General features: G+C 60.9%; 17 protein-coding genes. 4 read left to right on the plus strand and 13 right to left on the minus strand.

The window, feature by feature from the left end; genetic code table 11:
- Positions 1-57 precede the first annotated feature (57 nt).
- From K0F88_RS30405 to K0F88_RS30465, 13 genes are all read right to left on the minus strand, one after another.
- Positions 58-1,335 (minus strand): flavohemoglobin expression-modulating QEGLA motif protein, encoded by a 1,278-nt coding sequence (locus K0F88_RS30405; RefSeq protein ID WP_219097645.1) that lies wholly within the window; start codon positions 1,333-1,335, stop codon positions 58-60.
- Between the two features lie 36 nt (positions 1,336-1,371).
- Positions 1,372-1,932, minus strand: a complete 561-nt coding sequence (locus K0F88_RS30410; protein ID WP_094468911.1) for a hypothetical protein — start codon at positions 1,930-1,932, stop codon at positions 1,372-1,374.
- 160 nt (positions 1,933-2,092) lie between these two features.
- Entirely contained in the window at positions 2,093-2,809 is a 717-nt protein-coding gene (locus K0F88_RS30415; protein ID WP_219097646.1) for a TetR/AcrR family transcriptional regulator, read from the minus strand.
- A gap of 102 nt (positions 2,810-2,911) precedes the next feature.
- On the minus strand, positions 2,912-4,411 hold the full coding sequence (gene lysS / locus K0F88_RS30420; RefSeq protein WP_219097647.1) for a lysine--tRNA ligase: 1,500 nt from the start codon (positions 4,409-4,411) through the stop codon (positions 2,912-2,914).
- A gap of 71 nt (positions 4,412-4,482) precedes the next feature.
- Positions 4,483-5,578 (minus strand): peptide chain release factor 2 gene (gene prfB / locus K0F88_RS30425; protein WP_095920368.1). Its coding sequence is split into 2 segments (ribosomal slippage): positions 4,483-5,505 and positions 5,507-5,578, totalling 1,095 coding nucleotides; the frame shifts between segments, so codons are not numbered across the junction.
- A 246-nt stretch (positions 5,579-5,824) separates the two neighbouring features.
- A complete protein-coding gene (locus K0F88_RS30430; RefSeq protein WP_219097648.1) occupies positions 5,825-6,826 on the minus strand; it encodes a diguanylate cyclase domain-containing protein in 1,002 nt (333 codons plus the stop codon).
- Between the two features lie 48 nt (positions 6,827-6,874).
- Positions 6,875-7,885 carry a chemotaxis response regulator protein-glutamate methylesterase gene (locus tag K0F88_RS30435; protein WP_219097649.1) on the minus strand — a complete coding sequence of 337 codons (1,011 nt, stop codon included), beginning with the start codon at positions 7,883-7,885 and terminating at the stop codon, positions 6,875-6,877.
- A complete protein-coding gene (locus K0F88_RS30440; RefSeq protein WP_219097650.1) occupies positions 7,882-10,176 on the minus strand; it encodes a hybrid sensor histidine kinase/response regulator in 2,295 nt (764 codons plus the stop codon). The genes K0F88_RS30435 and K0F88_RS30440 overlap by 4 nt, the downstream gene beginning before the upstream one ends.
- Positions 10,173-10,856 (minus strand): chemotaxis protein CheW, encoded by a 684-nt coding sequence (locus K0F88_RS30445; RefSeq protein WP_219097651.1) that lies wholly within the window; start codon positions 10,854-10,856, stop codon positions 10,173-10,175. The genes K0F88_RS30440 and K0F88_RS30445 overlap by 4 nt, the downstream gene beginning before the upstream one ends.
- On the minus strand, positions 10,853-12,112 hold the full coding sequence (locus K0F88_RS30450; protein ID WP_219097652.1) for a CheR family methyltransferase: 1,260 nt from the start codon (positions 12,110-12,112) through the stop codon (positions 10,853-10,855). Before K0F88_RS30450 ends, K0F88_RS30445 begins: the two co-directional genes overlap by 4 nt.
- Positions 12,109-12,645, minus strand: coding sequence for a chemotaxis protein CheW (locus tag K0F88_RS30455; protein ID WP_094468919.1), 537 nt, complete (start codon positions 12,643-12,645; stop codon positions 12,109-12,111). The genes K0F88_RS30450 and K0F88_RS30455 overlap by 4 nt, the downstream gene beginning before the upstream one ends.
- On the minus strand, positions 12,645-14,267 hold the full coding sequence (locus K0F88_RS30460; RefSeq protein WP_219097653.1) for a methyl-accepting chemotaxis protein: 1,623 nt from the start codon (positions 14,265-14,267) through the stop codon (positions 12,645-12,647). The genes K0F88_RS30455 and K0F88_RS30460 overlap by 1 nt, the downstream gene beginning before the upstream one ends.
- Before the next feature lie 256 nt (positions 14,268-14,523).
- Positions 14,524-15,246 carry a tellurite resistance TerB family protein gene (locus K0F88_RS30465; protein WP_094468921.1) on the minus strand — a complete coding sequence of 241 codons (723 nt, stop codon included), beginning with the start codon at positions 15,244-15,246 and terminating at the stop codon, positions 14,524-14,526.
- Between the two features lie 175 nt (positions 15,247-15,421).
- On the opposite strand from K0F88_RS30465, the gene K0F88_RS30470 reads away from it, so the two are divergent.
- The 4 genes from K0F88_RS30470 to K0F88_RS30485 all read left to right on the plus strand — a co-directional run bounded on the left by K0F88_RS30470 (position 15,422) and on the right by K0F88_RS30485 (position 20,431).
- The gene (locus K0F88_RS30470) at positions 15,422-16,336 is read left to right on the plus strand and encodes a LysR family transcriptional regulator (RefSeq protein ID WP_094468922.1); all 915 of its coding nucleotides are present in this window, start codon (positions 15,422-15,424) and stop codon (positions 16,334-16,336) included.
- A 100-nt stretch (positions 16,337-16,436) separates the two neighbouring features.
- The gene (locus tag K0F88_RS30475) at positions 16,437-17,924 is read left to right on the plus strand and encodes a gamma-aminobutyraldehyde dehydrogenase (protein WP_094468923.1); all 1,488 of its coding nucleotides are present in this window, start codon (positions 16,437-16,439) and stop codon (positions 17,922-17,924) included.
- A gap of 82 nt (positions 17,925-18,006) precedes the next feature.
- The gene (gene ydcS, locus K0F88_RS30480; protein WP_094468924.1) at positions 18,007-19,158 is read left to right on the plus strand and encodes a putative ABC transporter substrate-binding protein YdcS; all 1,152 of its coding nucleotides are present in this window, start codon (positions 18,007-18,009) and stop codon (positions 19,156-19,158) included.
- Between the two features lie 235 nt (positions 19,159-19,393).
- Positions 19,394-20,431, plus strand: coding sequence for an ABC transporter ATP-binding protein (locus K0F88_RS30485; protein WP_219097654.1), 1,038 nt, complete (start codon positions 19,394-19,396; stop codon positions 20,429-20,431).
- Position 20,432 lies beyond the last annotated feature (1 nt).

A 20,432-nucleotide genomic window follows, 5' to 3' on the forward strand; every position in this document is an offset into this window, starting at 1 on the left:
GTTGAATGTTAAACCGCAATCGCGGGCAAGCCCGCTCCCACAGGGACCTTGCCTGCCTTATAAGATGTTTGAGTAGTCCGCTTCGATCCGGTCCAGGCTCAGGTGGTTGAGGAAGTTGGAGAAGCACATCCACGCCGACAGTGCATTCAGGTCGCGGAACTGATCCGGCAAATACTTCGGCGGCACCACCAGCCCTTCGTCCACCAACTGACGCAAGGTACGCATGTCTTCCAGCGTGGTCTTGCCGCAAAACAGCAGCGGAATCTGTTCAAGCTTGCCCTTACGCACGGCCAACTGAATGTAGTTGTAAACCATGATAAAGCCCTTGAGGTAGGACAAGTCTTTGGTAAATGGCAGGCCGGTCGGTATCGAACCACGGAACACCCGACTGGCGTTGCCGTAGCTTTCCGGCATTTCGAAGCCTTGCTCGCGGAAGAATTCGAAGACCTGCAAGAAGTCCGCGCCCTCCTCCACCATGTGAATGGCCCGGGTGCGGTTGGTCAGTTTGCGCAGGCGGCTCGGGTAAGACGCGAAGGTGATGATTTCCATCAGGATCGCCAGCCCTTCCTGGGTCACGGTCGACGACGGCGGGCCTTTGGAAAGGAAGGTGCAGATCGGCTGGTTCAGCCCGTTGAGCGTGGTGCCGACGTGGACCAGACCTTCGTGAACTTCCAGGGCGCGCACGTCACGTTCGTTGAACATCGCGTCGGTGCGAATCTTGATGTAGTCAGCGCCGGCCGCCGCATCGGCGACAATGCCGTCGGACTCGAACACGCGAATGGTTTCTTCCGCCTCGCCAAATACTTTACTCAGCCGGGTTTGCAATAAATGCACGGCATCCTTGGCGGTGAGGATTTTCGGCTCGTCCTTCAGGTCACCCCGGCCATCAATGTTATTCAGGTAATCGGAGAGCATCAGGCCGAGGTCGGACAGGGTCGGGTCACCGGCATGGAACGCGTCGGACGCAGCGCCGTACAGTTCCTGGGAAATCAGCCCGAAATCTTCGGTGCCGCGCGCTTCGAGCATGCGCACCACCATCCGGTATTCCTTGCACATGCGCCGCATGATCTGGCCGACCGGGTTGAACTGGCCGAGCTGACGGGTGATGTCACGCTCGATGTTCTGGAATTCCAGCTTCACTTTGCTGGAATCGAACGACAGCGGCCGATTGAGGTAATAGTCGCGGTCCACCGCCGGCATTTCCTTGCCCTTGGCCTTGAGGAAACCCTTGCGGATGCTGTCGTCCCACTTGACCGCATCGAGGACGCGAATCGGCGTCTGTGCCAGCACAATGCGATCGGACAAAATGCGTATCGTCTGCTGGTAATCGTCCACCCGAAACTCCTGTAGTAAAACCGTTAGGTGCTGGCTTTATTTAACTTTAGCTTTGGCCAGGCGCTGATAGCGCACCGCCTCGACGAAGACATCGGAATTGGCCGGATCATCGAGGTAAGCAAAGACCTGATCCATGCTGTTGTTGATCAAGACACCGTCGCCATCATCGGTCTGGAAGCCTTCACCGCTCAGGGCTTCTTGTCCGAGGGCTTGATTGATCTGCTCGAGATCGAGGTTGTAGACCACCAATTCGTGCTTATCGGTGAGTTCAAACCCGGCAATGATGAAATGCCCGCCGAACTGCGCTGGCACCTTGGCCGACAGGTACCAGCGACTGCCATGGCGTGACACCGTAAAGGGGTAGGCCTCGCGCTCTTTGGGTTTGGCCTTGAAGTAGCTGACCGCCTGGTAGCGATTGTCGCTCAGACGGGTCAACTCCAGATTCATCGGCTCGCCCCAGGCGTTGGTGCTGGTCCATTTGCCGAGCAGACCTTTGGGCGCGGGGTCGCTGGCGGGCAGTGGATCCCTGAAGGTCACCAGACAGCCACTGAGCAGCAGGAACGACAAGGCGATCACAACGACACGCCAGGCTTTCATTCAACACTCCCTATCGATACACCGCGATCTCAAACCGACCCCGGCCCCTGTGGGAGCGAGCTTGCTCGCGATAGCGATCTGTCAGGCAACAAAGATGTTGAATGTCAGTCCGTCATCGCGGGCAAGCCCGCTCCCACAGGGGTGTGGGTTCCCGCAGGAATTACACCGACGCCAATACCAGGTGCATGTAGCGGGTCAGGATGCCGAGCATTTCGGCTTCGGCGACAGGCTCGGCGTCGTTGAGCAGGCCCTGATATTCCATCCGTCCGATAATCGCCGTCAACACTTTGGCATCCTGTTGCGGTTCACGCGAACCCAATACCTGGAAAAGCTGGCACGTGCCCTGTAGCAGAATTTGCTGATGTGAGCGTACCAACAGCGCCAGGCGCGGGTTCAGCAGCGCTTCCTGACGGAACGCCTGTTCGGCCATCAAGTGTTCGCGGCGGTTGATCAGTTGCCGGTGCACATAGTCCGCCATCAACCGCGCAATGTCGTCGGCCAGTTGCGAGCGCGACTCAGGGCTGCCGTCGCCGCTGACCACCATCTCGCGCAGCAGGCCCTCGTTGTTCACCCACAGCTTGGCCATGAACGCGGCGCTGCGTTCCACGTATTGGGCGAAGGTATCGGTGAGCAAGTCATCGATATCCTTGAAGTAATAAGTGGTGGCCGACAGCGGCACGCCGGCCTCTGCAGCGACCGCACGGTGGCGCACGGCCCGCACGCCATCACGCACGACAATGCGCATCGCCGCATCGAGAATGTCCTGTCGACGCTGTTCGCTGCCCTGTCGGCTGGCCTTGCGGCCCTGGTACTGAACGCTTTCAGCGACCGCAGTGGCGACGCCCGCTGCACCTTCTTGAGCAATTGCACGGTTCACGACAGGTCTTCCTCTCTTACTTCAAAAGTAACCATTTGATACGTTTGTACCAGACAGGCAATAAAAAGCCGCCTGTTATAGGCGGCTTTTTTATTGAAACACTTACGCTTGCGGCCGCATGTGCGGGAACAGGATCACGTCGCGGATCGACGGTGAGTTGGTCAACAACATCACCAGACGGTCGATACCGATCCCTTCACCGGCTGTTGGCGGCATGCCGTACTCCAGCGCGCGAACGAAGTCGGCGTCGTAGTGCATGGCTTCGTCGTCGCCCGCGTCCTTGTCGGCCACCTGCGCCATGAAGCGCTCGGCCTGGTCTTCCGCGTCGTTCAACTCGGAATAGGCGTTGGCGATTTCACGGCCACCGATGAACAGTTCGAAACGGTCGGTGACGTTCGGGTTGTCATCATTGCGACGGGCCAGCGGCGACACTTCGAACGGGTACTGAGTGATGAAGTGCGGCTGTTCCAGCTTGTGCTCGACCAGCTCTTCGAAGATCATCACCTGCAACTTGCCCAGACCTTCGAAGCCCAGCACCTTGGCGCCGGCCTTCTTGGCGATGGCGCGAGCCTTCTCGATGTCGGTCAGATCGTCAGCGGTCAGCTCAGGGTTGTACTTGAGGATCGAGTCGAACACCGACAGACGCACGAACGGTTCGCCGAAGTGGAACACCTTGTCGCCGTAGGGCACGTCGGTGCTGCCCAGGACCAGCTGTGCCAGTTCGCGGAACAGTTCTTCGGTCAGGTCCATGTTGTCTTCGTAGTCGGCGTAAGCCTGGTAGAACTCCAACATGGTGAATTCAGGGTTGTGACGCGTCGAAACGCCTTCGTTACGGAAGTTGCGGTTGATCTCGAACACTTTCTCGAAGCCGCCGACAACCAGGCGCTTGAGGTACAGCTCAGGCGCGATACGCAGGAACATTTCCAGGTCCAGCGCGTTGTGATGCGTCTCGAATGGCTTGGCCGCCGCGCCGCCCGGAATGGTTTGCAGCATCGGCGTTTCGACTTCCAGGAAGTCACGCTTCATCAGGAAGCTGCGGATGTGCGCAATCACTTGCGAACGCACGCGGAACGTCTGGCGTACCTCTTCGTTGACGATCAGGTCAACGTAGCGCTGGCGATAGCGCTGTTCGGTGTCGGTCAGGCCGTGATGCTTGTCCGGCAGTGGGCGCAGCGATTTGGTCAGCAGGCGCACTTCAGTCATTTCAACGTACAGGTCGCCCTTGCCGGAACGGGCCAGGGTGCCAACGGCGGCGATGATGTCGCCCATGTCCCAGGTTTTGACCGCGGCCAGGGTGTCTTCGGACAGGGTCTTACGGTTGACGTAGACCTGGATGCGTCCGGTCATGTCCTGGATCACCATGAACGAGCCACGGTTGAGCATGATGCGACCGGCAACCTTGACCGGGATCGCAGCCTCTGCCAGCTCTTCCTTGGTCTTGTCCGCGTACTGTTTCTGCAAGTCTTCGCAGTAGTTGTCGCGGCGGAAGTCGTTGGGGAAGGCATTGCCCTTGGCGCGCTCGGCAGCAAGCTTTTCCTTGCGCAGGGCGATCAGGGAGTTTTCTTCCTGTTGCAGGGCCTGGTCGATTTGTAGGTCGCTCATGTCTTTAAAAATTCCATCACAGGTTCGTTGCCCCCACCGAGGGCAGGGGACTTAAGGTCTTGACTGACGGTTTACAGCCCTTGTTTCAGGCTTGCCACCAGGTATTCGTCGATATCGCCGTCGAGCACCTTGTCGCAGTCACTGCGTTCGATGTTAGTGCGCAAATCCTTGATTCGCGACGCGTCGAGCACGTAAGAGCGAATCTGGTGACCCCAGCCGATGTCCGACTTGGTGTCTTCCAGGGCCTGGGAGGCGGCGTTGCGTTTCTGCACTTCCTGCTCGTACAAGCGCGCCCGCAACATTTTCATCGCGGTGTCTTTGTTGGCGTGCTGGGAGCGTTCGTTCTGGCAGCTGACCACGGTGTTGGTCGGTACGTGGGTAATACGCACGGCCGAGTCGGTGGTGTTTACGTGCTGGCCACCGGCACCCGAGGAGCGGTAGGTGTCGATGCGCAGGTCCGACGGGTTGATGTCAATTTCGATGTTGTCATCGATTTCCGGTGACACGAACACGGCCGAGAACGAGGTGTGGCGGCGGTTGCCGGAGTCGAACGGGCTCTTGCGCACCAGACGGTGCACGCCGATCTCGGTGCGCAGCCAGCCAAAGGCGTATTCGCCCTTGATGTGGACCGTGGCGCCCTTGATCCCGGCGACTTCACCGGCCGACAGTTCCATGATGGTCGCGTCGAAACCGCGTTTGTCAGCCCAGCGCAGGTACATGCGCAGCAGGATGTTGGCCCAGTCCTGAGCCTCGGTGCCGCCGGAGCCGGCCTGGATGTCCAGGTAGGCGTTGTTGGCGTCCATCTCACCGCTGAACATGCGACGGAATTCGAGTTTTTCCAGCGACTCGCGCAGGCGCTCGACTTCGGCAGCGACGTCATCGACGGCGGCCTGGTCTTCTTCTTCGGCGGACATCAGCAGCAAATCTTTGGCATCGGCCAGACCGCTGTGCATTTCGTCGAGGGTTTCGACGATCTGAGCCAGCAGCGACCGCTCGCGGCCCAGTTCCTGAGCGTAAGACGGGTTGTTCCAGACAGACGGATCTTCAAGCTCGCGATTGACTTCAGTCAGACGCTCATGCTTTTGATCGTAGTCAAAGATACCCCCGAATAGTTTCGGAGCGCTCGGACAGGTCCTTGATACTGTTAAGGATCGGGTTGATTTCCATGGCGGGCAGCACTCGTTGGCGAACTTTTGAAAGCCGGCGAGTATAACGGCAAAAGGCCTGAAACGGCAGTCCGCCTGGCTGAAAAGACGGGCTTAAACACGATCTTTGCAACGACGCAGAACCCTGTGGGAGCCGGGCTTGCCCGCGATGAGGGCCTGATAGTCGATACTTTCATCGACTGACAGACCGTCATCGCGGGCAAGCCCGGCTCCCGCAGGTTCTACGTCGCACGGTAGAAACTGCAAATCACTCGATCCCCACCTGATTACGCCCATTGTTCTTCGCCAGGTACAGCCCCTTGTCCGCCGCCGAGATCAGTTGCCGGCAATCGCTGCCCGGCTGCGGGATCATGGTCGACAGGCCGATGCTGATGGTCAGGCTAGAGCCTTCGCTGGGGAAAATGTGCGGAATCTTCAGCGCTTCCACGGTGAGGCGGAGTTTTTCCGCCACCAGCCGCGCGCCGCCCGGTGTGGTGTTGGGCAGCACCAGGACAAATTCTTCCCCCCCGTAACGGGCTGGCAGGTCCGACGGTCGGGCGCTGGCATCGCGGATCGCGGTCGCGACTTTGCGCAGGGCTTCATCGCCTTCGAGGTGGCCAAAGCTGTCGTTGTAAGACTTGAAGTAGTCGACATCGATCATCAGCAGCGACAGCTGGCTCTGATCACGCAGGGAACGGCGCCATTCCAGCTCCAGGTATTCGTCGAAGTGCCGGCGGTTCGACAGCCCGGTCAAGCCGTCGGAATTCATCAACCGCTGCAACACCAGGTTGGTGTCGAGCAACTGCTGCTGGCTGACCCGCAACGCACGGTAGGCCGCATCGCGCTGCAACATCGTCATGTAGGACCGCGAGTGATAGCGAATGCGCGCCACCAGTTCGATGTTGTCCGGCAGCTTGACCAGGTAATCATTGGCCCCGGCCGCGAACGCCGCGCTCTTGATCAGCGGGTCTTCCTTGGTCGACAGGACAATGATCGGAATATTTTTGGTCGCCGGATGGTTACGGTATTCACGTACCAGGCTCAGGCCGTCCAACCCGGGCATCACCAGATCCTGCAGGATCACCGTCGGTTTGATACGAATCGCCTGCGCGATCGCCTGATGTGGGTCGGCGCAGAAGTGGAAGTCGATATTGTCTTCGTTCGACAACCCGCGACGCACCGCTTCGCCAATCATCGCCTGATCGTCCACCAGCAACACCATGGCGGCGTTTTCGTCGGTCTTGAAGTCGTCGAGTTGTAAGTCAGTCATGTGCGGTCACCTGAATGCTGCCTGGGCCAGGATTGCTGTGAAAAGTCTTCATTTTGGGAAAATCTCCAGCAATCGTGGCGCTATCTTGTCCAGTGGGCGAACTTCCACGGCGGCGTCGATGGCCGCTGCCGCTTTCGGCATTCCGTAAACCGCACTGCTTTGTTGGTCCTGAGCGATGGTCAGGTAGCCCTGTTGGCGCATGAGTTTAAGCCCCTGCGCGCCGTCGCGCCCCATGCCGGTGAGCAGAACCCCCACGGCATCACCGTTCCAGTAACTGGCCACGCTCTCGAAAAATACATCGATTGAGGGCCGATAGATCTCGTTGACCGGTTCGGCGGTGTAGGCCAGCGTGCCGTTTTTCAACAGGCGTATGTGGTGGTTGGTGCCCGCCAGCAACACTGTGCCTGCCAAAGGAGGCTCGCCTTCCTGAGCCAGACGCACTTTCAGGCCGCTGGCGCTGCTGAGCCACTCGGCCATGCCGGCGGCGAACACCTGGTCAACATGCTGCACCAGCACGATCGCGGCCGAAAAATCCCGTGGCAGCCCTTTCAGCAGGACTTCCAGCGCCGCCGGCCCGCCGGCCGACGAGCCAATCGCAACCAACCGCTGGCGCGAGGCCGAACTGCGCAGCGGGCTGGGGGCGGATCGCTCCCGATTGCCCTTGTCACCAATCAGCCAGCCAATGTTCATGATCTTGCGCAACAACGGCGCGGCGGCCTCCTGGGCATTGCCGGCACCGAGGGCTGGTGTGTCGACCACGTCCAGCGCACCGTGGCCCATGGCCTCGAACACCCGGTGCACGTTCTGCTGCCGGTCGACCGTGACGATGACAATGGCGCACGGGGTCTCGGCCATAATCCGTCGGGTGGCCTCGACGCCGTCCATCACCGGCATGATCAGGTCCATCAGGATCAGGTCCGGCGTATGTTCGGCGCAACGCTGCACCGCCTCCGCGCCATTGCCGGCAACCCAGACCACTTCATGCGCCGGGTCGAATGCCAGGGCACGGCGCAGGGCCTCCACCGCCATCGGCATGTCATTGACGATCGCTATTTTCATGCCCGCGCTCCTCCGATGAGCTCAACCACTGCATCAAGCAGGGCATCGTCATGAAAACTGGCTTTGGCTAGATAATAGTCGGCTCCGGCGTCCAGTCCACGACGGCGGTCTTCTTCGCGATCTTTATAGGACACCACCATCACCGGCAGCGATTGCAGGCGATTGTCCTGGCGCAATAAAGACACCAGTTCGATACCGTCCATGCGTGGCATATCAATGTCAGTAATCAGCAGATCGAAATCCTCCGAACGCAGGGCGTTCCAGCCATCCATACCGTCGACCGCCACGGCCACGTCGTAGCCGCGATTGAGCAACAACTTGCGCTGCAACTCGCGAACGGTCAACGAATCGTCGACCACCAGAATCCGTTTGCGGGCCGCTTCCACGACCTGGCTGCCCTGACGGGCAATCCGCTCCAGACGCCCGGTGTTGAGCAGTTTGTCCACCGAGCGCAGCATGTCTTCGACGTCGACGATCAGCACCACCGAGCCGTCGTCGAGCAAGGCTCCGGCGGAAATGTCCTGCACCTTGCCCAGACGTTCGTCCAGCGGCAATACGACCAATGTCCGCTCGCCGATAAACCGCTCGACCGCCACCCCGTAAATCGCCTCGCGCTCGCGGATCACCACGACTTTCAGGGTTTGCTGACTGTTTTGGCTCGCCGGGCGCTGCAACAGCTGACTGGCGGCGACCAGCCCGACATGCCGACCTTCGTGCCAGAAGTGCTGACGCCCTTCGATCTGGACGATGTCCGCCGGCTCCAGATCGCACATGCGCTCGATGTGCGCCAGCGGAAACGCATACGCCTCGTCACCGACTTCCACCACCAGACTGCGCACCACCGACAGTGTCAGCGGCACTTCGAGGTGAAAGCGGCTGCCCTCGCCTGCCGTCTGCTCCAGCACCACCGCGCCGCGCAACTGACGGACCATGTGCTGAACCGCGTCCAGGCCGACGCCGCGCCCGGACACTTCGGTAACCGTGTCGCGCAGGCTGAAACCCGGCAGGAACAAGAAGGTCAGCAACTCCTCTTCGCTCAACCGGGCAGCGGTTTCAGCGGGGGATAGCTGCCGCGCGATGATGCTGCGGCGGACCTTTTCCAGATCGACGCCGTGACCGTCGTCACTCAACTCCAGCACCAGCAAACCGGCTTGATGGGAGGCGCGTAGACGAATCAGACCCTCCTCAGGCTTGCCGGCGAGCAGGCGTTGCTCGGGGGATTCGATGCCGTGATCGACAGCGTTGCGCAGCAAATGCGTCAGCGGCGCTTCGAGCTTTTCCAGGACGTCGCGATCGACCTGGGTTTTCTCGCCCTCAATCTCCAGCCGCACCTGTTTACCGAGGCTGCGACCGAGGTCGCGGACCATGCGCACTTGCCCGCTCAATACGTCGGCAAACGGCCGCATGCGACAGGCCAGCGCGGTGTCGTACAAGACTTGCGCCCGCTGACTGGCCTGCCAGGCAAACTCGTCCAGTTCGGCGTTTTTTTCCACCAGCAATTGCTGCGCCTCAGCCAGCAACCGCCGGGCATCGCCCAGGGCTTCCTGGGCTTCGAGGCTCAAAGCATGTTCCTTGAGGTGGACGTTGAGGTTTTCCAGCGCCCGCAGGCCATTGTTCTGCATGCGTTTGAGGCGTTGCATCGTGGCCAGGTGCGGCTTGAGTCGCTGGGTTTCGACCAGGGATTTGCTCGACAGGTCGAGCAGGCTGTTCAAGCGTTCGGCCGTGACGCGCAACACGCGTTCGCCGTTTTCGGTGGTGCGCCGGGGCTTTTTCGGCGGTTCTGCGGGGGGCGGTTCGGCGGCCGGAATCAATTCCTCGACCTTGGGCGCGAGTGCTTCGGGCTCCGGCTCGGACTCGGTCATGAACGGGGCGATCGGCGTGCTGATCGGCGCGGCCAGCGCCAGCGGATCCAGCAACCGCGCCATCAGTGCCACATAGGCTTCGATATCCGCCGCTCCGGGATTGTTACTCGGCGTCGCAATGCGCATCAGCAAATCAGTGCCTTGCAGCAAGGCGTCAATGTGCTCGGGCCGCAGGTACAGGCGCCCTTCCTGCGCGCTGACCAGGCAATCCTCCATCACATGGGCGACGCTGACGCCGGCATCGACGCCGACAATCCGCGCCGCGCCTTTGAGCGAGTGAGCCGCGCGCATGCACGATTCGAGGTGATCGGCCTGGGTCGGGTCGCGTTCCAGCGCCAGAAGACCTGCGCTCAACACCTGGGTCTGGGCTTCGGCTTCGAGGCTGAACAGCTCCAGCAACGAGGCGTCGCGCATTTGCTCGGGGGTCATGTGAGGCTCCGGGTCACGGCGGACAACAGCTGTTCTTCATCCAGCCAACGCAGGCTGCGACCCTTGAAATGCAACACGCCCCGGGTGTATCTGGCGCTGGCCTGGGTGCCGGACTGCGATGCGGCATCGAGGATGCGCTCGTCGATGGCGTGAATCCCGTCCACTTCGTCCACCGGTACCACGACTGGCCCGCCGTGGGCGGCAATGATCAGCATCCTCGGCATCACGCGCGCGCCAGACGCCACGCTGGCAGTGCCATCGAGACCTAGCAGTTCCACCAAAGACAGGCACGCCACTAAAGCACCGCGCACATTCGCCACGCCGAGCAGGGCCTGGGAGCGCTGGTGCGGCAATGAATGAATCGCTTGCAACGGCGCCACTTCGACCAGGCTGCGAGTGGCCAGGCCCAGCCATTCTTCGCCAAGCCGAAACATCAGCAGCGAGCGGGTTTTCACATCGATTTCGACCGCCACCGGGACCTGCTCGCGATCGTCCTGTTGCAAGGCGTAGCGGTCGAGCAAGCGCGTCGCCGCGGCGGAATACACCGAGCAGTTGCGGCAGTGAATGTGCTCGATCAACAGCGGGCAGGACTTGTCGCCGTGGATGCCAATGCGGTTCCAGCAATCGTCGATGGCCTGGGCATCTTTATGGGTGAGGCTCAAGGTGTCGGAGGCGTTCATCGTTTACGCTCACTGTCGGCGGCGCGTTCGCTGCGGGCGGCGCGGTCCTGCAATCTTTTCGCTCCCGCCGTGTCGCCCTGGGATTGCAGCAAGGCGGCCAGGTGCATCAACGCGTCGGGGTGTTGCGGTTCGAGGTACAACGCCTTGCGATAAAAACCCTGGGCCTCGAGGACTCGGCCGGTGACATCGCTGAGCAGACCCAGCCAATAAAACACCTGGGCCACCGGTTCGTGATTGCGCAAATAACCTTCGCAGGCGGCGCGGGCTTCGGCACTTTTGCCTTCGTTGGCGAGGGCCGCGATGTTGGCCAGCAAGGCGGCAGCGTCCGAGGCTTTTGGCGTGACGGCCGGCGGTGTGAGGGTTGCGAACGGACGATTGCGCACGGGCGGCGGCGTCACGCTGCGCACCGGCTGGCGCACCGGCAGCGGTGTCGGAACAAAGACTGGCAGAGGCTCGGGCACGCTCTGACGGCTGAAGGCAAAAGATTGCGGGATGCCAATCGAGCGCATGCCGAAACGACCGAGCAAGCTGCCTTCGGCCGGGCCGATAAACAGCACGCCGTCGACATGGGTCAGGCGTTTGAGTACTTCGAAGACTTGCTGCTGGGTGGGCAGATCGAAATAGATCAGCAGGTTGCGGCAGAACACAAAATCATAGGGTGGCTCGCTGGCCAGCAGCGCCGGATCCAGCAGATTGCCGACCTGCAAACGCACCTGTTCAAGCACTCGCTCGTTGAGGCGGTAGCCGTCTTCTTCGGCCGTGAAATGCCGCTCGCGAAACTCGATGTCCTGGCCACGAAACGAATTCTTGCCGTACAGCGCGCGCTTGGCTTTTTCCACCGACAGCGGGCTGACGTCCATGCCTTCAACCTTGAACTGATGCGGCTTGAGTCCGGCATCAAGCAAGGCCATGGCGATGGAGTACGGCTCCTCGCCCGTGGAGCACGGCAGGCTGAGAATCCGCAGCGCGCGCATGTTGTTGATGTCGGCCAAACGCTGGATGGCCAGTTTCGCCAGGGTCGCGAAGGACTCCGGGTAGCGGAAAAACCAGGTCTCGGGAACGATCACCGCTTCAATCAACGCCTGCTGTTCGTCCCGCGAACCTTGCAACGTGTGCCAATACTCATCGGCCGTCAGCGCCCCGGAGGCCGTGCTGCGCTGGCGCACCGCACGCTCGATGATCGCCGGTCCCACCGACGTCACATCAAGGCCGATGCGCTCCTTGAGGAAATCGAAAAACCGCTGATCGCTGCTCATGGCCGCACCTCAAGCGATGCAGGGTCCAGCGGTGGCGAAGGAAACAGCAGCGCGCGCACCTGCTCATCGAGCAGATCGGCCACCCGCACCCATTGCAGCAAGCCTTGGGCATCTTCACGAACCGGCCCCAGGTAGGGCGCCTGGCGGTTGTCCAGGCCATAGGGTTTAAAATCCGCCGGGTTGCAGCGCAAGGTGTCGGTGGCCTGTTCCAGAATCAGCCCGAGCAACTGTGAAGGCGTCTGCTCATCCGGCCAATAGTGCACCAGCACCAGCCGGGTACTGGTGCGGGCTTGCGCCGGTTCACCAAACGTCAGCGCACTGAGGTCGATCACCGGCACCACCGCGCTGCGATAGGCGAACACCCCGGCGACCCAGTCCGGCGCCTTGGCAATCGGCTTCAATGGCAGACGCGGCAGCACCTCGGCCACTTCGCGCGCCTGCAAGGCATAACGTTCATTGCCGATGCGAAACAGCAGAAACAACGCGTGCTTTACCGGCATCACCGCGCTGCGTTTGGCCGCGAGCTCGCTCATCAGACTTTGAATCGCGAGACGCCGCCCCGCAGCCCTACGGCCACCTGGCTCAGCTCGTCAATGGCAAAACTGGCCTGGCGCAAGGACTCGACGGTCTGGCTGCTGGCATCACCCAACTGCACCAGCGCGTGGTTGATCTGTTCGGCGCCGGTGGCCTGCGCCTGCATGCCTTCATTGACCATCAACACCCGCGGCGCCAGCGCCTGAACCTGGTGGATGATCTGCGACAGCTGCTCGCCGACCTGCTGCACCTCGGACATGCCGCGGCGTACTTCTTCAGAAAACTTGTCCATACCCATGACCCCGGCCGACACCGCCGACTGGATTTCACGGACCATTTGCTCGATGTCGTAGGTGGCGACGGCAGTCTGGTCCGCCAGACGCCGCACTTCGGTGGCGACCACGGCAAATCCGCGTCCGTATTCGCCAGCCTTTTCGGCTTCGATGGCCGCGTTCAGCGACAACAGGTTGGTCTGGTCGGCGACTTTGACGATGGTCACCACCACCTGGTTGATGTTGCCGGCCTTCTCATTGAGGATCGCCAGTTTGGCGTTGACCAGATCGGCCGCGCCCATCACTGAGTGCATGGTCTCCTCCATCCGCGCCAGCCCTTGCTGCCCGGAACCGGCCGCTACCGAGGCTTGATCGGCGGCGGTAGAGACTTCGGTCATGGTGCGCACCAGATCACGGGAGGTGGCCGCGATTTCGCGGGACGTCGCGCCGATTTCGGTGGTGGTGGCGGCGGTTTCGGTGGCGGTGGCTTGTTGTTGCTTGGAGGTGGCGGCGATCTCGGTCACCGACGTGGTGACCTGGACGGAAGAGCGTTGGGCCTGGGACACGAGCGCGGTGAGCTCGGTCATCATGTCGTTGAAGCCGGTTTCCACGGCACCGAATTCGTCTTTGCGTTCCAGGTTCAGACGACCGCTGAGGTCGCCGGTACGCATGATTTCAAGGATCTGCACAATGCGGTTCATCGGCGCCATGATCGCGCGCATCAACAGCAAACCGCAGAGGCCGGCAGCCAATATCGCGACCAGCAGGGAAATGCCCATGATGACTTTCGCGGTAATCACGGCATCGTCGATGTTCGCGATGTCCTGATCAGCCACCGCTTTGTTTTCGCGGAGGATGTCATTGAGCTTTACGCGTCCCGCAGTCCAGGCCGGGGTCAGTTGTTCGTTGAACAACTTGATGGCGTCGGCCTCTTGATTTCGCTTATGCAGGTCGAGCACCGCGGCCAGGAGTTTGCCGTATTCCTCATGAAGTTTTTCGAAGGTCGCGAATTCGACCTTGTCTTCATCCGTAGTAACGGTGGCGCGATAGTTACTCATCGCTTCCTGCACACGCGCTTCGTAGCTTTTGAAGTCAGCGGCGTCTTCGGCACTGATGCCCTGCCCTTCCTTCAAGCCCAGCATTTCCTGAATCTGGAGAAAGCTGTCGACCCAAGCGCCACGAATCGTCGAGCTGTAATAGACCCCGGGAAGTGCGTCGTCTCGAACACTGGCTTCACTGGCTTCAATCTTCAACAGCCGCGAATACGAGACGACGACCATCAGCAACATGATGGCGATAATCACCGCAAAGCTCGCCAAGATGCGTTGGCGCAACGTCCAGTTCTTCACAGTCAGTCCTCGGGGCGGTTCAAATGCTGCGAAGTATAGCTGAGGGTGTCTCATTTATAAGACGAAGGCTTGGCAGTTCTCGACCTTGTGCGCGAAAACGGCAGGAGGCCTCTGGGCCAGGGCTTTGCGGTGGATCGGGTGGCGGGTCGCAGGGGCGTGGCGGAAGAAATGAGTCGTAGATTAGCCTCGGGAGGTGGTGCGGCTTGAGACGCCTTCGCGGTGCGGCGATTCGACTTGCCCGCGAAGGCGATCAACCTTACAGGGACGCCTGACGCACCTGCTTCTCCAACTCAGCCTTCAACCCCGGCTCCAGCTTCAACTGCCGTGCCAGTTCATCCAGGTAGGACTTCTCCATGAAGCTCTCCTCATCCACTAGCATCACACTGGCGATGTACATCTCGGCAGCCATTTCCGGCGTGCTCGCCGCGCGGGCGACTTCTGTCGGGTCGAGCGGCTTGCTGAGTTCGGCATGCAGCCACTGCTGCAATTCCTGATCGTTGTCGAGCTTGGTGAACTCGCCTTCGATCAATGCGCGCTCACGGTCATCAACGTGGCCATCGGCTTTGGCCGCTGCAACCAACGCCTTGAGAATCGCCTGGCTGTGCAACTCGACTTGCGCCGGGGGCAGACGGTCGAGTGTTTGCGGCTCGGTCTTCGGCGCCGTGCCCTGCTGGGCCTGCCAGTTGCCGTAAGCCTTGTAGGCAATAACACCGAGTGCCGCGAGGCCACCGTAGATGGCGACTTTGCCGCCGACATTGCGGGCCTTTTTGCTGCCAAGCAACAGACCCATGGCGCCGGCCGCCAAAGCACCACCGCCCGCGCCAGAAAGCAAACCGCCGAGCCCGCCCGAACCACCGCCGCCACCGAGCAATCCGCCCAATCCACCGCTGGACGATTTGTTTTGATTTCCGCCGGCCTTGTTCTGCATCAGGTCCTGACCGGACTTGAGTAGTTGATCGAGCAATCCACGCGTATTCATTTTGCCGCCTCCACGAAAGGGGTTAACCGGACACATAAGGCCACCAGCCTAGAACGAAAGTGCCCGGAGACCGGGGACGAGAGTGCTTCTGGATGTTGCCTGGAAAAACAGGGTCATCGATAAAAGCGATATACACTCAAGCGAATCTATAAAAACTGCCCACCGGGTATTCCCCATGATGACCTTGCGTCAGATTCGTCATTTCATCGCCGTGGCCGAGACCGGATCGATCTCTGCCGCCGCGCAAACCGCGTTCATTTCCCAATCGACCTTGACCCTGGCGATCCAGCAACTCGAAGAAGAGATTGGCGTCGGCCTGTTCAACCGGCACGCCAAGGGCATGAGCCTGACCCATCAGGGCCATCAATTCCTGCGCCAGGCGCACCTGATTCTGGCGACCGTGGATAACGCCAAACGCAGCCTGCAACAAAGCACCGACCAGGTCGCCGGCCAGTTGATCATTGGCGTGACCAGCCTGGTGGCCGGTTACTACCTCGCGGATTTGCTCACCCGTTTCCAGCGCGCCTACCCCAATGTCGAGATCCGGGTAATGGAGGACGAACGCCCCTATATCGAGCATTTGCTGGTCAGCGGCGAGATCGATGTCGGCGTGCTGATCCTGTCCAACCTCGAAGACCGCCATGCCTTGCAGACTGAAGTGCTGACCCACTCGCCCCATCGGTTGTGGTTGCCGGCCCAGCATCCGTTGCTGGAACACGACAGCATCAACCTCGCCGATGTGGCCCGCGAGCCGCTGATTCAGCTCAACGTCGACGAAATGGACCGCAACGCCCACCGCATGTGGTGCGGGGCCGGCCTGCAACCGCGCATCACCCTGAAAACCGCGTCGACGGAAGCCGTTCGAAGCCTGGTGGCCGCAGGTCTGGGCGTATCGATCCAGCCCGACATGACCTACCGCCCCTGGTCCCTGGAGGGCGACATCATCGAAGCGCGGCCGATTGCCGACCTGAGCCAGACCCTCGACGTCGGCCTGGCCTGGCGTCGCGGCACCGCGCGCCCGGCGTTGGTGGACCCGTTTTTGACCGTCGCCCGCGAACAACCCCACGGCGGGCGCAAGCCATCTATTTAATCGAACGCCACCTTCAGTATTTAGAATTTGTCGACCTCGGGCCCGCGCACTAGTCTTGCTCCATCAATAAGACGGCCGGGCCCCAGTCACTGGGAGCACCATGGCCATACAAGAAAAGAGAACCCGAAAAATGGCTGGCGCGCAGACCCCGTTGTTCACCGCGTTGTTGATCGATGGCGAATTGGTCGCGGGCCAGGGTTTTGTCGAACCGATCCTCAACCCCGCCACCGGGGAAGTACTGACCCACATCGCCGAAGCCAGCACCGAGCAAGTCGAAGCCGCCATCCTTGCCGCCCACCGAGCGTTCGCCGGCTGGTCGCGGACCACACCGCAGCAACGCTCGAACCTGTTGCTGGACATCGCCAACGCCATCGAAAAACAAGCCGACCTCCTCGCCCGTCTGGAATCCCTGAACTGCGGCAAGCCGTTGCACCTGGCCCGTCAGGACGACTTGAGCGCGACGGTCGATGTGTTCCGCTTCTTCGCCGGTGCGGTGCGCTGCCAGACCGGCCAGCTCAGCGGTGAATACCTGCCGGGCTACACCAGCATGGTCCGGCGCGATCCAATTGGCGTGGTCGCCTCGATTGCGCCGTGGAACTACCCGATCATGATGGCCGCGTGGAAAATCGCCCCGGCCCTCGCCGCCGGCAACACGCTGGTGTTCAAACCGTCCGAACACACGCCGCTGTCGATTCTGGCCCTGGCGCCTGCACTGGCCGAAATCCTTCCACGTGGCGTGATCAACATCGTCTGCGGCGGCGGTGAAGGTGTCGGCAGTCACTTGGTCAGCCATCCCAAAGTGCGCATGGTGTCGCTGACCGGGGATATCGTCACCGGGCAGAAAATCCTGCAAGCGGCAGCAAAAACCCTCAAACGCACGCACCTTGAGCTCGGCGGCAAAGCGCCGGTGATCGTCTGCAACGATGCGGACATCCAGGCCGTGGTCGAAGGCGTGCGCACTTACGGTTATTACAACGCGGGGCAGGATTGCACCGCGGCTTGCCGGATTTATGCACAGGCCGGGATTCACGACCGTCTGGTGGCCGAACTCGGCGCGGCGGTCAGCAGCTTGCGCTTTGCCGGTAAACGCGACGCCGACAACGAGATCGGCCCGCTGATCAGCACCCGCCAACGCGACCGCGTGGCCAGTTTTGTCGAACGCGCCCTGGGTCAGCCGCACATTGAACGGGTGACCGGAGCGGCGGTGCATTCCGGTGCCGGCTTCTATTACCAGCCGACGCTGCTGGCCGGTTGCAAGCAGAGCGATGAGATCGTCCAGCGCGAAGTCTTCGGGCCGGTGGTCACCGTTACCCGCTTCGATCAGCTCGAACAAGCCGTGGACTGGGCCAACGATTCGGAGTACGGCCTCGCCTCCTCGGTCTGGACGCAGAACCTCGACAAGGCCATGCAGGTCGCGGCGCGCTTGCAGTACGGCTGCACCTGGATCAACAGCCATTTCATGCTGGTCAGCGAAATGCCTCACGGCGGCCTTAAACGGTCCGGGTATGGCAAAGACTTATCCAGCGATTCGCTTCAGGACTACAGCGTGGTGCGGCACATCATGGCGCGCCACGGACAGCATCTCTGACTACGCTAATAACAAGCCGCTAACGGCATGCTTCACCACGTTCACAACTGCCCCGACCATAATTAAAGAAGAGGGAATTCCCATGTTCGTGCACAAGACCGCACTGCTCAGTGCAATCACCACGGCGCTGCTGGCCAGCGCCAGTCTCCAGGCCGCCGAACCGCTTAAAGCGGTCGGTGCTGGCGAAGGTCAGCTGGATATCGTGGCGTGGCCCGGCTACATCGAACGTGGCGAAAGCGACAAGGCCTACGACTGGGTGACCGGTTTCGAGAAAGAAACCGGCTGCAAGGTCAATGTGAAGACTGCGGCAACTTCCGATGAAATGGTCAGCCTGATGGCCAAGGGTGGTTATGACCTGGTGACGGCGTCGGGCGATGCCTCGTTGCGGTTGATCGTCGGCAAGCGTGTGCAGCCGATCAACACCGCGTTGATTGCGAACTGGAAAAGCCTCGACCCACGCCTGAAAGATGCGCCGTGGTACGTGGTTAACAAACAGACCTACGGCACCCCGTATCAGTGGGGCCCGAACGTGCTGATGTACAACACCAACGTATTCAAAACCGCGCCGACCAGCTGGGGCGTGGTGTTCGATGCGCAGAACTTGCCGGACGGCAAGGCAAACAAGGGCCGCGTGCAGGCCTACGACGGCCCGATCTACATCGCCGACGCGGCGCTGTACCTGAAGACCACCAAGCCGGAACTGGGCATCAAGGACCCGTACCAACTCACCGAAGCCCAGTACAAGGCGGTACTCGATCTGTTGCGCGCTCAGCAGCCGCTGATCCACCGCTACTGGCACGACACCACCGTGCAAATGAGTGACTTCAAAAACGAAGGCGTGGTCGCGTCCAGCGCCTGGCCCTATCAGGTCAACGGCCTGATCAACGAGAAACAACCGATCGCCTCGACCATCCCGAAAGAAGGCGCCACCGGTTGGGCCGACACCACGATGTTGCACGCCGAAGCCAAGCACCCGAACTGTGCCTACAAATGGATGGACTGGTCGTTGCAACCGAAAGTCCAAGGTGATGTGGCGGCATGGTTTGGTTCGCTGCCTGCAGTTCCGGCGGCCTGTACCGGCAGTGAATTGCTGGGTGCCGAAGGTTGCAAGACCAACGGTTTCGACCAGTTCGAGAAAATCGCTTTCTGGAAAACCCCGCAGGCTGAAGGGGGCAAGTTCGTGCCTTACAGCCGCTGGACCCAGGACTACATCGCGATCATGGGCGGCAGATAACACACCGTCCCCTGTGGCGAGGGAGCTTGCTCCCGCTGGGTGGCGAAGCCGCCCCAAAACCAGTCAATGCGGTCAATCAGAGAAACCGCATCAGTCCTTTTGGGAGTGCTGCGCACTCCAGCGGGAGCAAGCTCCCTCATCACAATAAGTTTTCCAGCCAGAAAGTTGATCCAGATTTTTCAGAAGTCCAGGCAGGGCCGCTGTGACGGCCCTCGCCTTTTTGGAGCACCGCACCATGACGCTTGCAGTCCAGTTCACCAACGTTTCCCGTCAGTTCGGCGAAGTGAAGGCCGTTGACCGGGTTTCCATCGATATCCAGGACGGCGAGTTCTTTTCCATGCTGGGCCCTTCCGGCTCGGGCAAGACCACCTGTTTGCGCCTGATCGCCGGTTTCGAACAACCGAGCGCAGGCTCTATCCGAATTCATGGCGAAGAAGCCGCCGGGCTGCCGCCGTATGATCGTGACGTCAACACCGTGTTTCAGGATTACGCGCTGTTCCCGCACATGAACGTGCTCGACAACGTCGCCTATGGCTTGAAAGTCAAAGGCGTCGGTAAAGCCGAACGGCAGAAACGCGCCGAAGAAGCCCTCGACATGGTCGCCCTCGGCGGCTACGGCGAGCGCAAACCGGTGCAATTGTCCGGCGGCCAGCGCCAGCGTGTGGCCCTGGCCCGCGCCCTGGTCAATCGCCCTCGCGTGCTGCTGCTCGACGAGCCGTTGGGCGCCCTCGATCTGAAGCTGCGCGAACAGATGCAGAGCGAATTGAAGAAGCTGCAACGCCAGCTCGGCATCACCTTCATCTTCGTCACCCACGACCAAACCGAAGCGCTGTCGATGTCCGACCGCGTGGCGGTGTTCAACAAAGGACGCATCGAGCAAGTCGACACCCCGCGCAATCTCTACATGAAACCGGCCACCACGTTCGTCGCGGAATTCGTCGGCACCTCCAACGTGATTCGCGGCGATCTGGCCAAGCAATTGAGTGGCAATCCACAGCCGTTTTCGATTCGCCCGGAACACGTGCGTTTCGCCGAAGGCCCGCTGGCCAGCCACGAGATTGAAGTCAGCGGCTTGCTCCACGACATTCAGTACCAGGGCAGCGCCACACGCTATGAACTGAAACTGGAAAACGGCCAGACCTTGAACATCAGCCAGGCCAACGTGCAATGGCTGGACGTCAGCGCCCAGCATCAGACCGGGCAACGCATCAGCGCACGCTGGGCGCGTGAGGCGATGATCCCGCTGCACGACAACGTTGTCGGCGGGGTGTGAG

Origin of the sequence: Pseudomonas sp. UMAB-40, from assembly GCF_900095275.1 — a bacterium.
GTDB lineage: Bacteria > Pseudomonadota > Gammaproteobacteria > Pseudomonadales > Pseudomonadaceae > Aquipseudomonas > Aquipseudomonas mandelii_B.

Bases quoted from the DNA above. Each gene is read 5' to 3' on its own strand.
- K0F88_RS30410 (WP_094468911.1), bottom strand. From the start codon at position 1,932: ATGAAAGCCTGGCGTGTCGTTGTGATCGCCTTGTCGTTCCTGCTGCTC.
- K0F88_RS30470 (WP_094468922.1), top strand. From the start codon at position 15,422: ATGATGACCTTGCGTCAGATTCGTCATTTCATCGCCGTGGCCGAGACC.
- K0F88_RS30475 (WP_094468923.1), top strand. From the start codon at position 16,437: ATGGCCATACAAGAAAAGAGAACCCGAAAAATGGCTGGCGCGCAGACC.
- lysS (WP_219097647.1), bottom strand. From the start codon at position 4,411: ATGAGCGACCTACAAATCGACCAGGCCCTGCAACAGGAAGAAAACTCC.
- K0F88_RS30440 (WP_219097650.1), bottom strand. From the start codon at position 10,176: ATGACCCCCGAGCAAATGCGCGACGCCTCGTTGCTGGAGCTGTTCAGC.
- K0F88_RS30435 (WP_219097649.1), bottom strand. From the start codon at position 7,885: ATGAAAATAGCGATCGTCAATGACATGCCGATGGCGGTGGAGGCCCTG.
- K0F88_RS30485 (WP_219097654.1), top strand. From the start codon at position 19,394: ATGACGCTTGCAGTCCAGTTCACCAACGTTTCCCGTCAGTTCGGCGAA.
- K0F88_RS30450 (WP_219097652.1), bottom strand. From the start codon at position 12,112: ATGAGCAGCGATCAGCGGTTTTTCGATTTCCTCAAGGAGCGCATCGGC.
- K0F88_RS30430 (WP_219097648.1), bottom strand. From the start codon at position 6,826: ATGACTGACTTACAACTCGACGACTTCAAGACCGACGAAAACGCCGCC.
- K0F88_RS30465 (WP_094468921.1), bottom strand. From the start codon at position 15,246: ATGAATACGCGTGGATTGCTCGATCAACTACTCAAGTCCGGTCAGGAC.
- K0F88_RS30445 (WP_219097651.1), bottom strand. From the start codon at position 10,856: ATGAACGCCTCCGACACCTTGAGCCTCACCCATAAAGATGCCCAGGCC.
- K0F88_RS30455 (WP_094468919.1), bottom strand. From the start codon at position 12,645: ATGAGCGAGCTCGCGGCCAAACGCAGCGCGGTGATGCCGGTAAAGCAC.
- ydcS (WP_094468924.1), top strand. From the start codon at position 18,007: ATGTTCGTGCACAAGACCGCACTGCTCAGTGCAATCACCACGGCGCTG.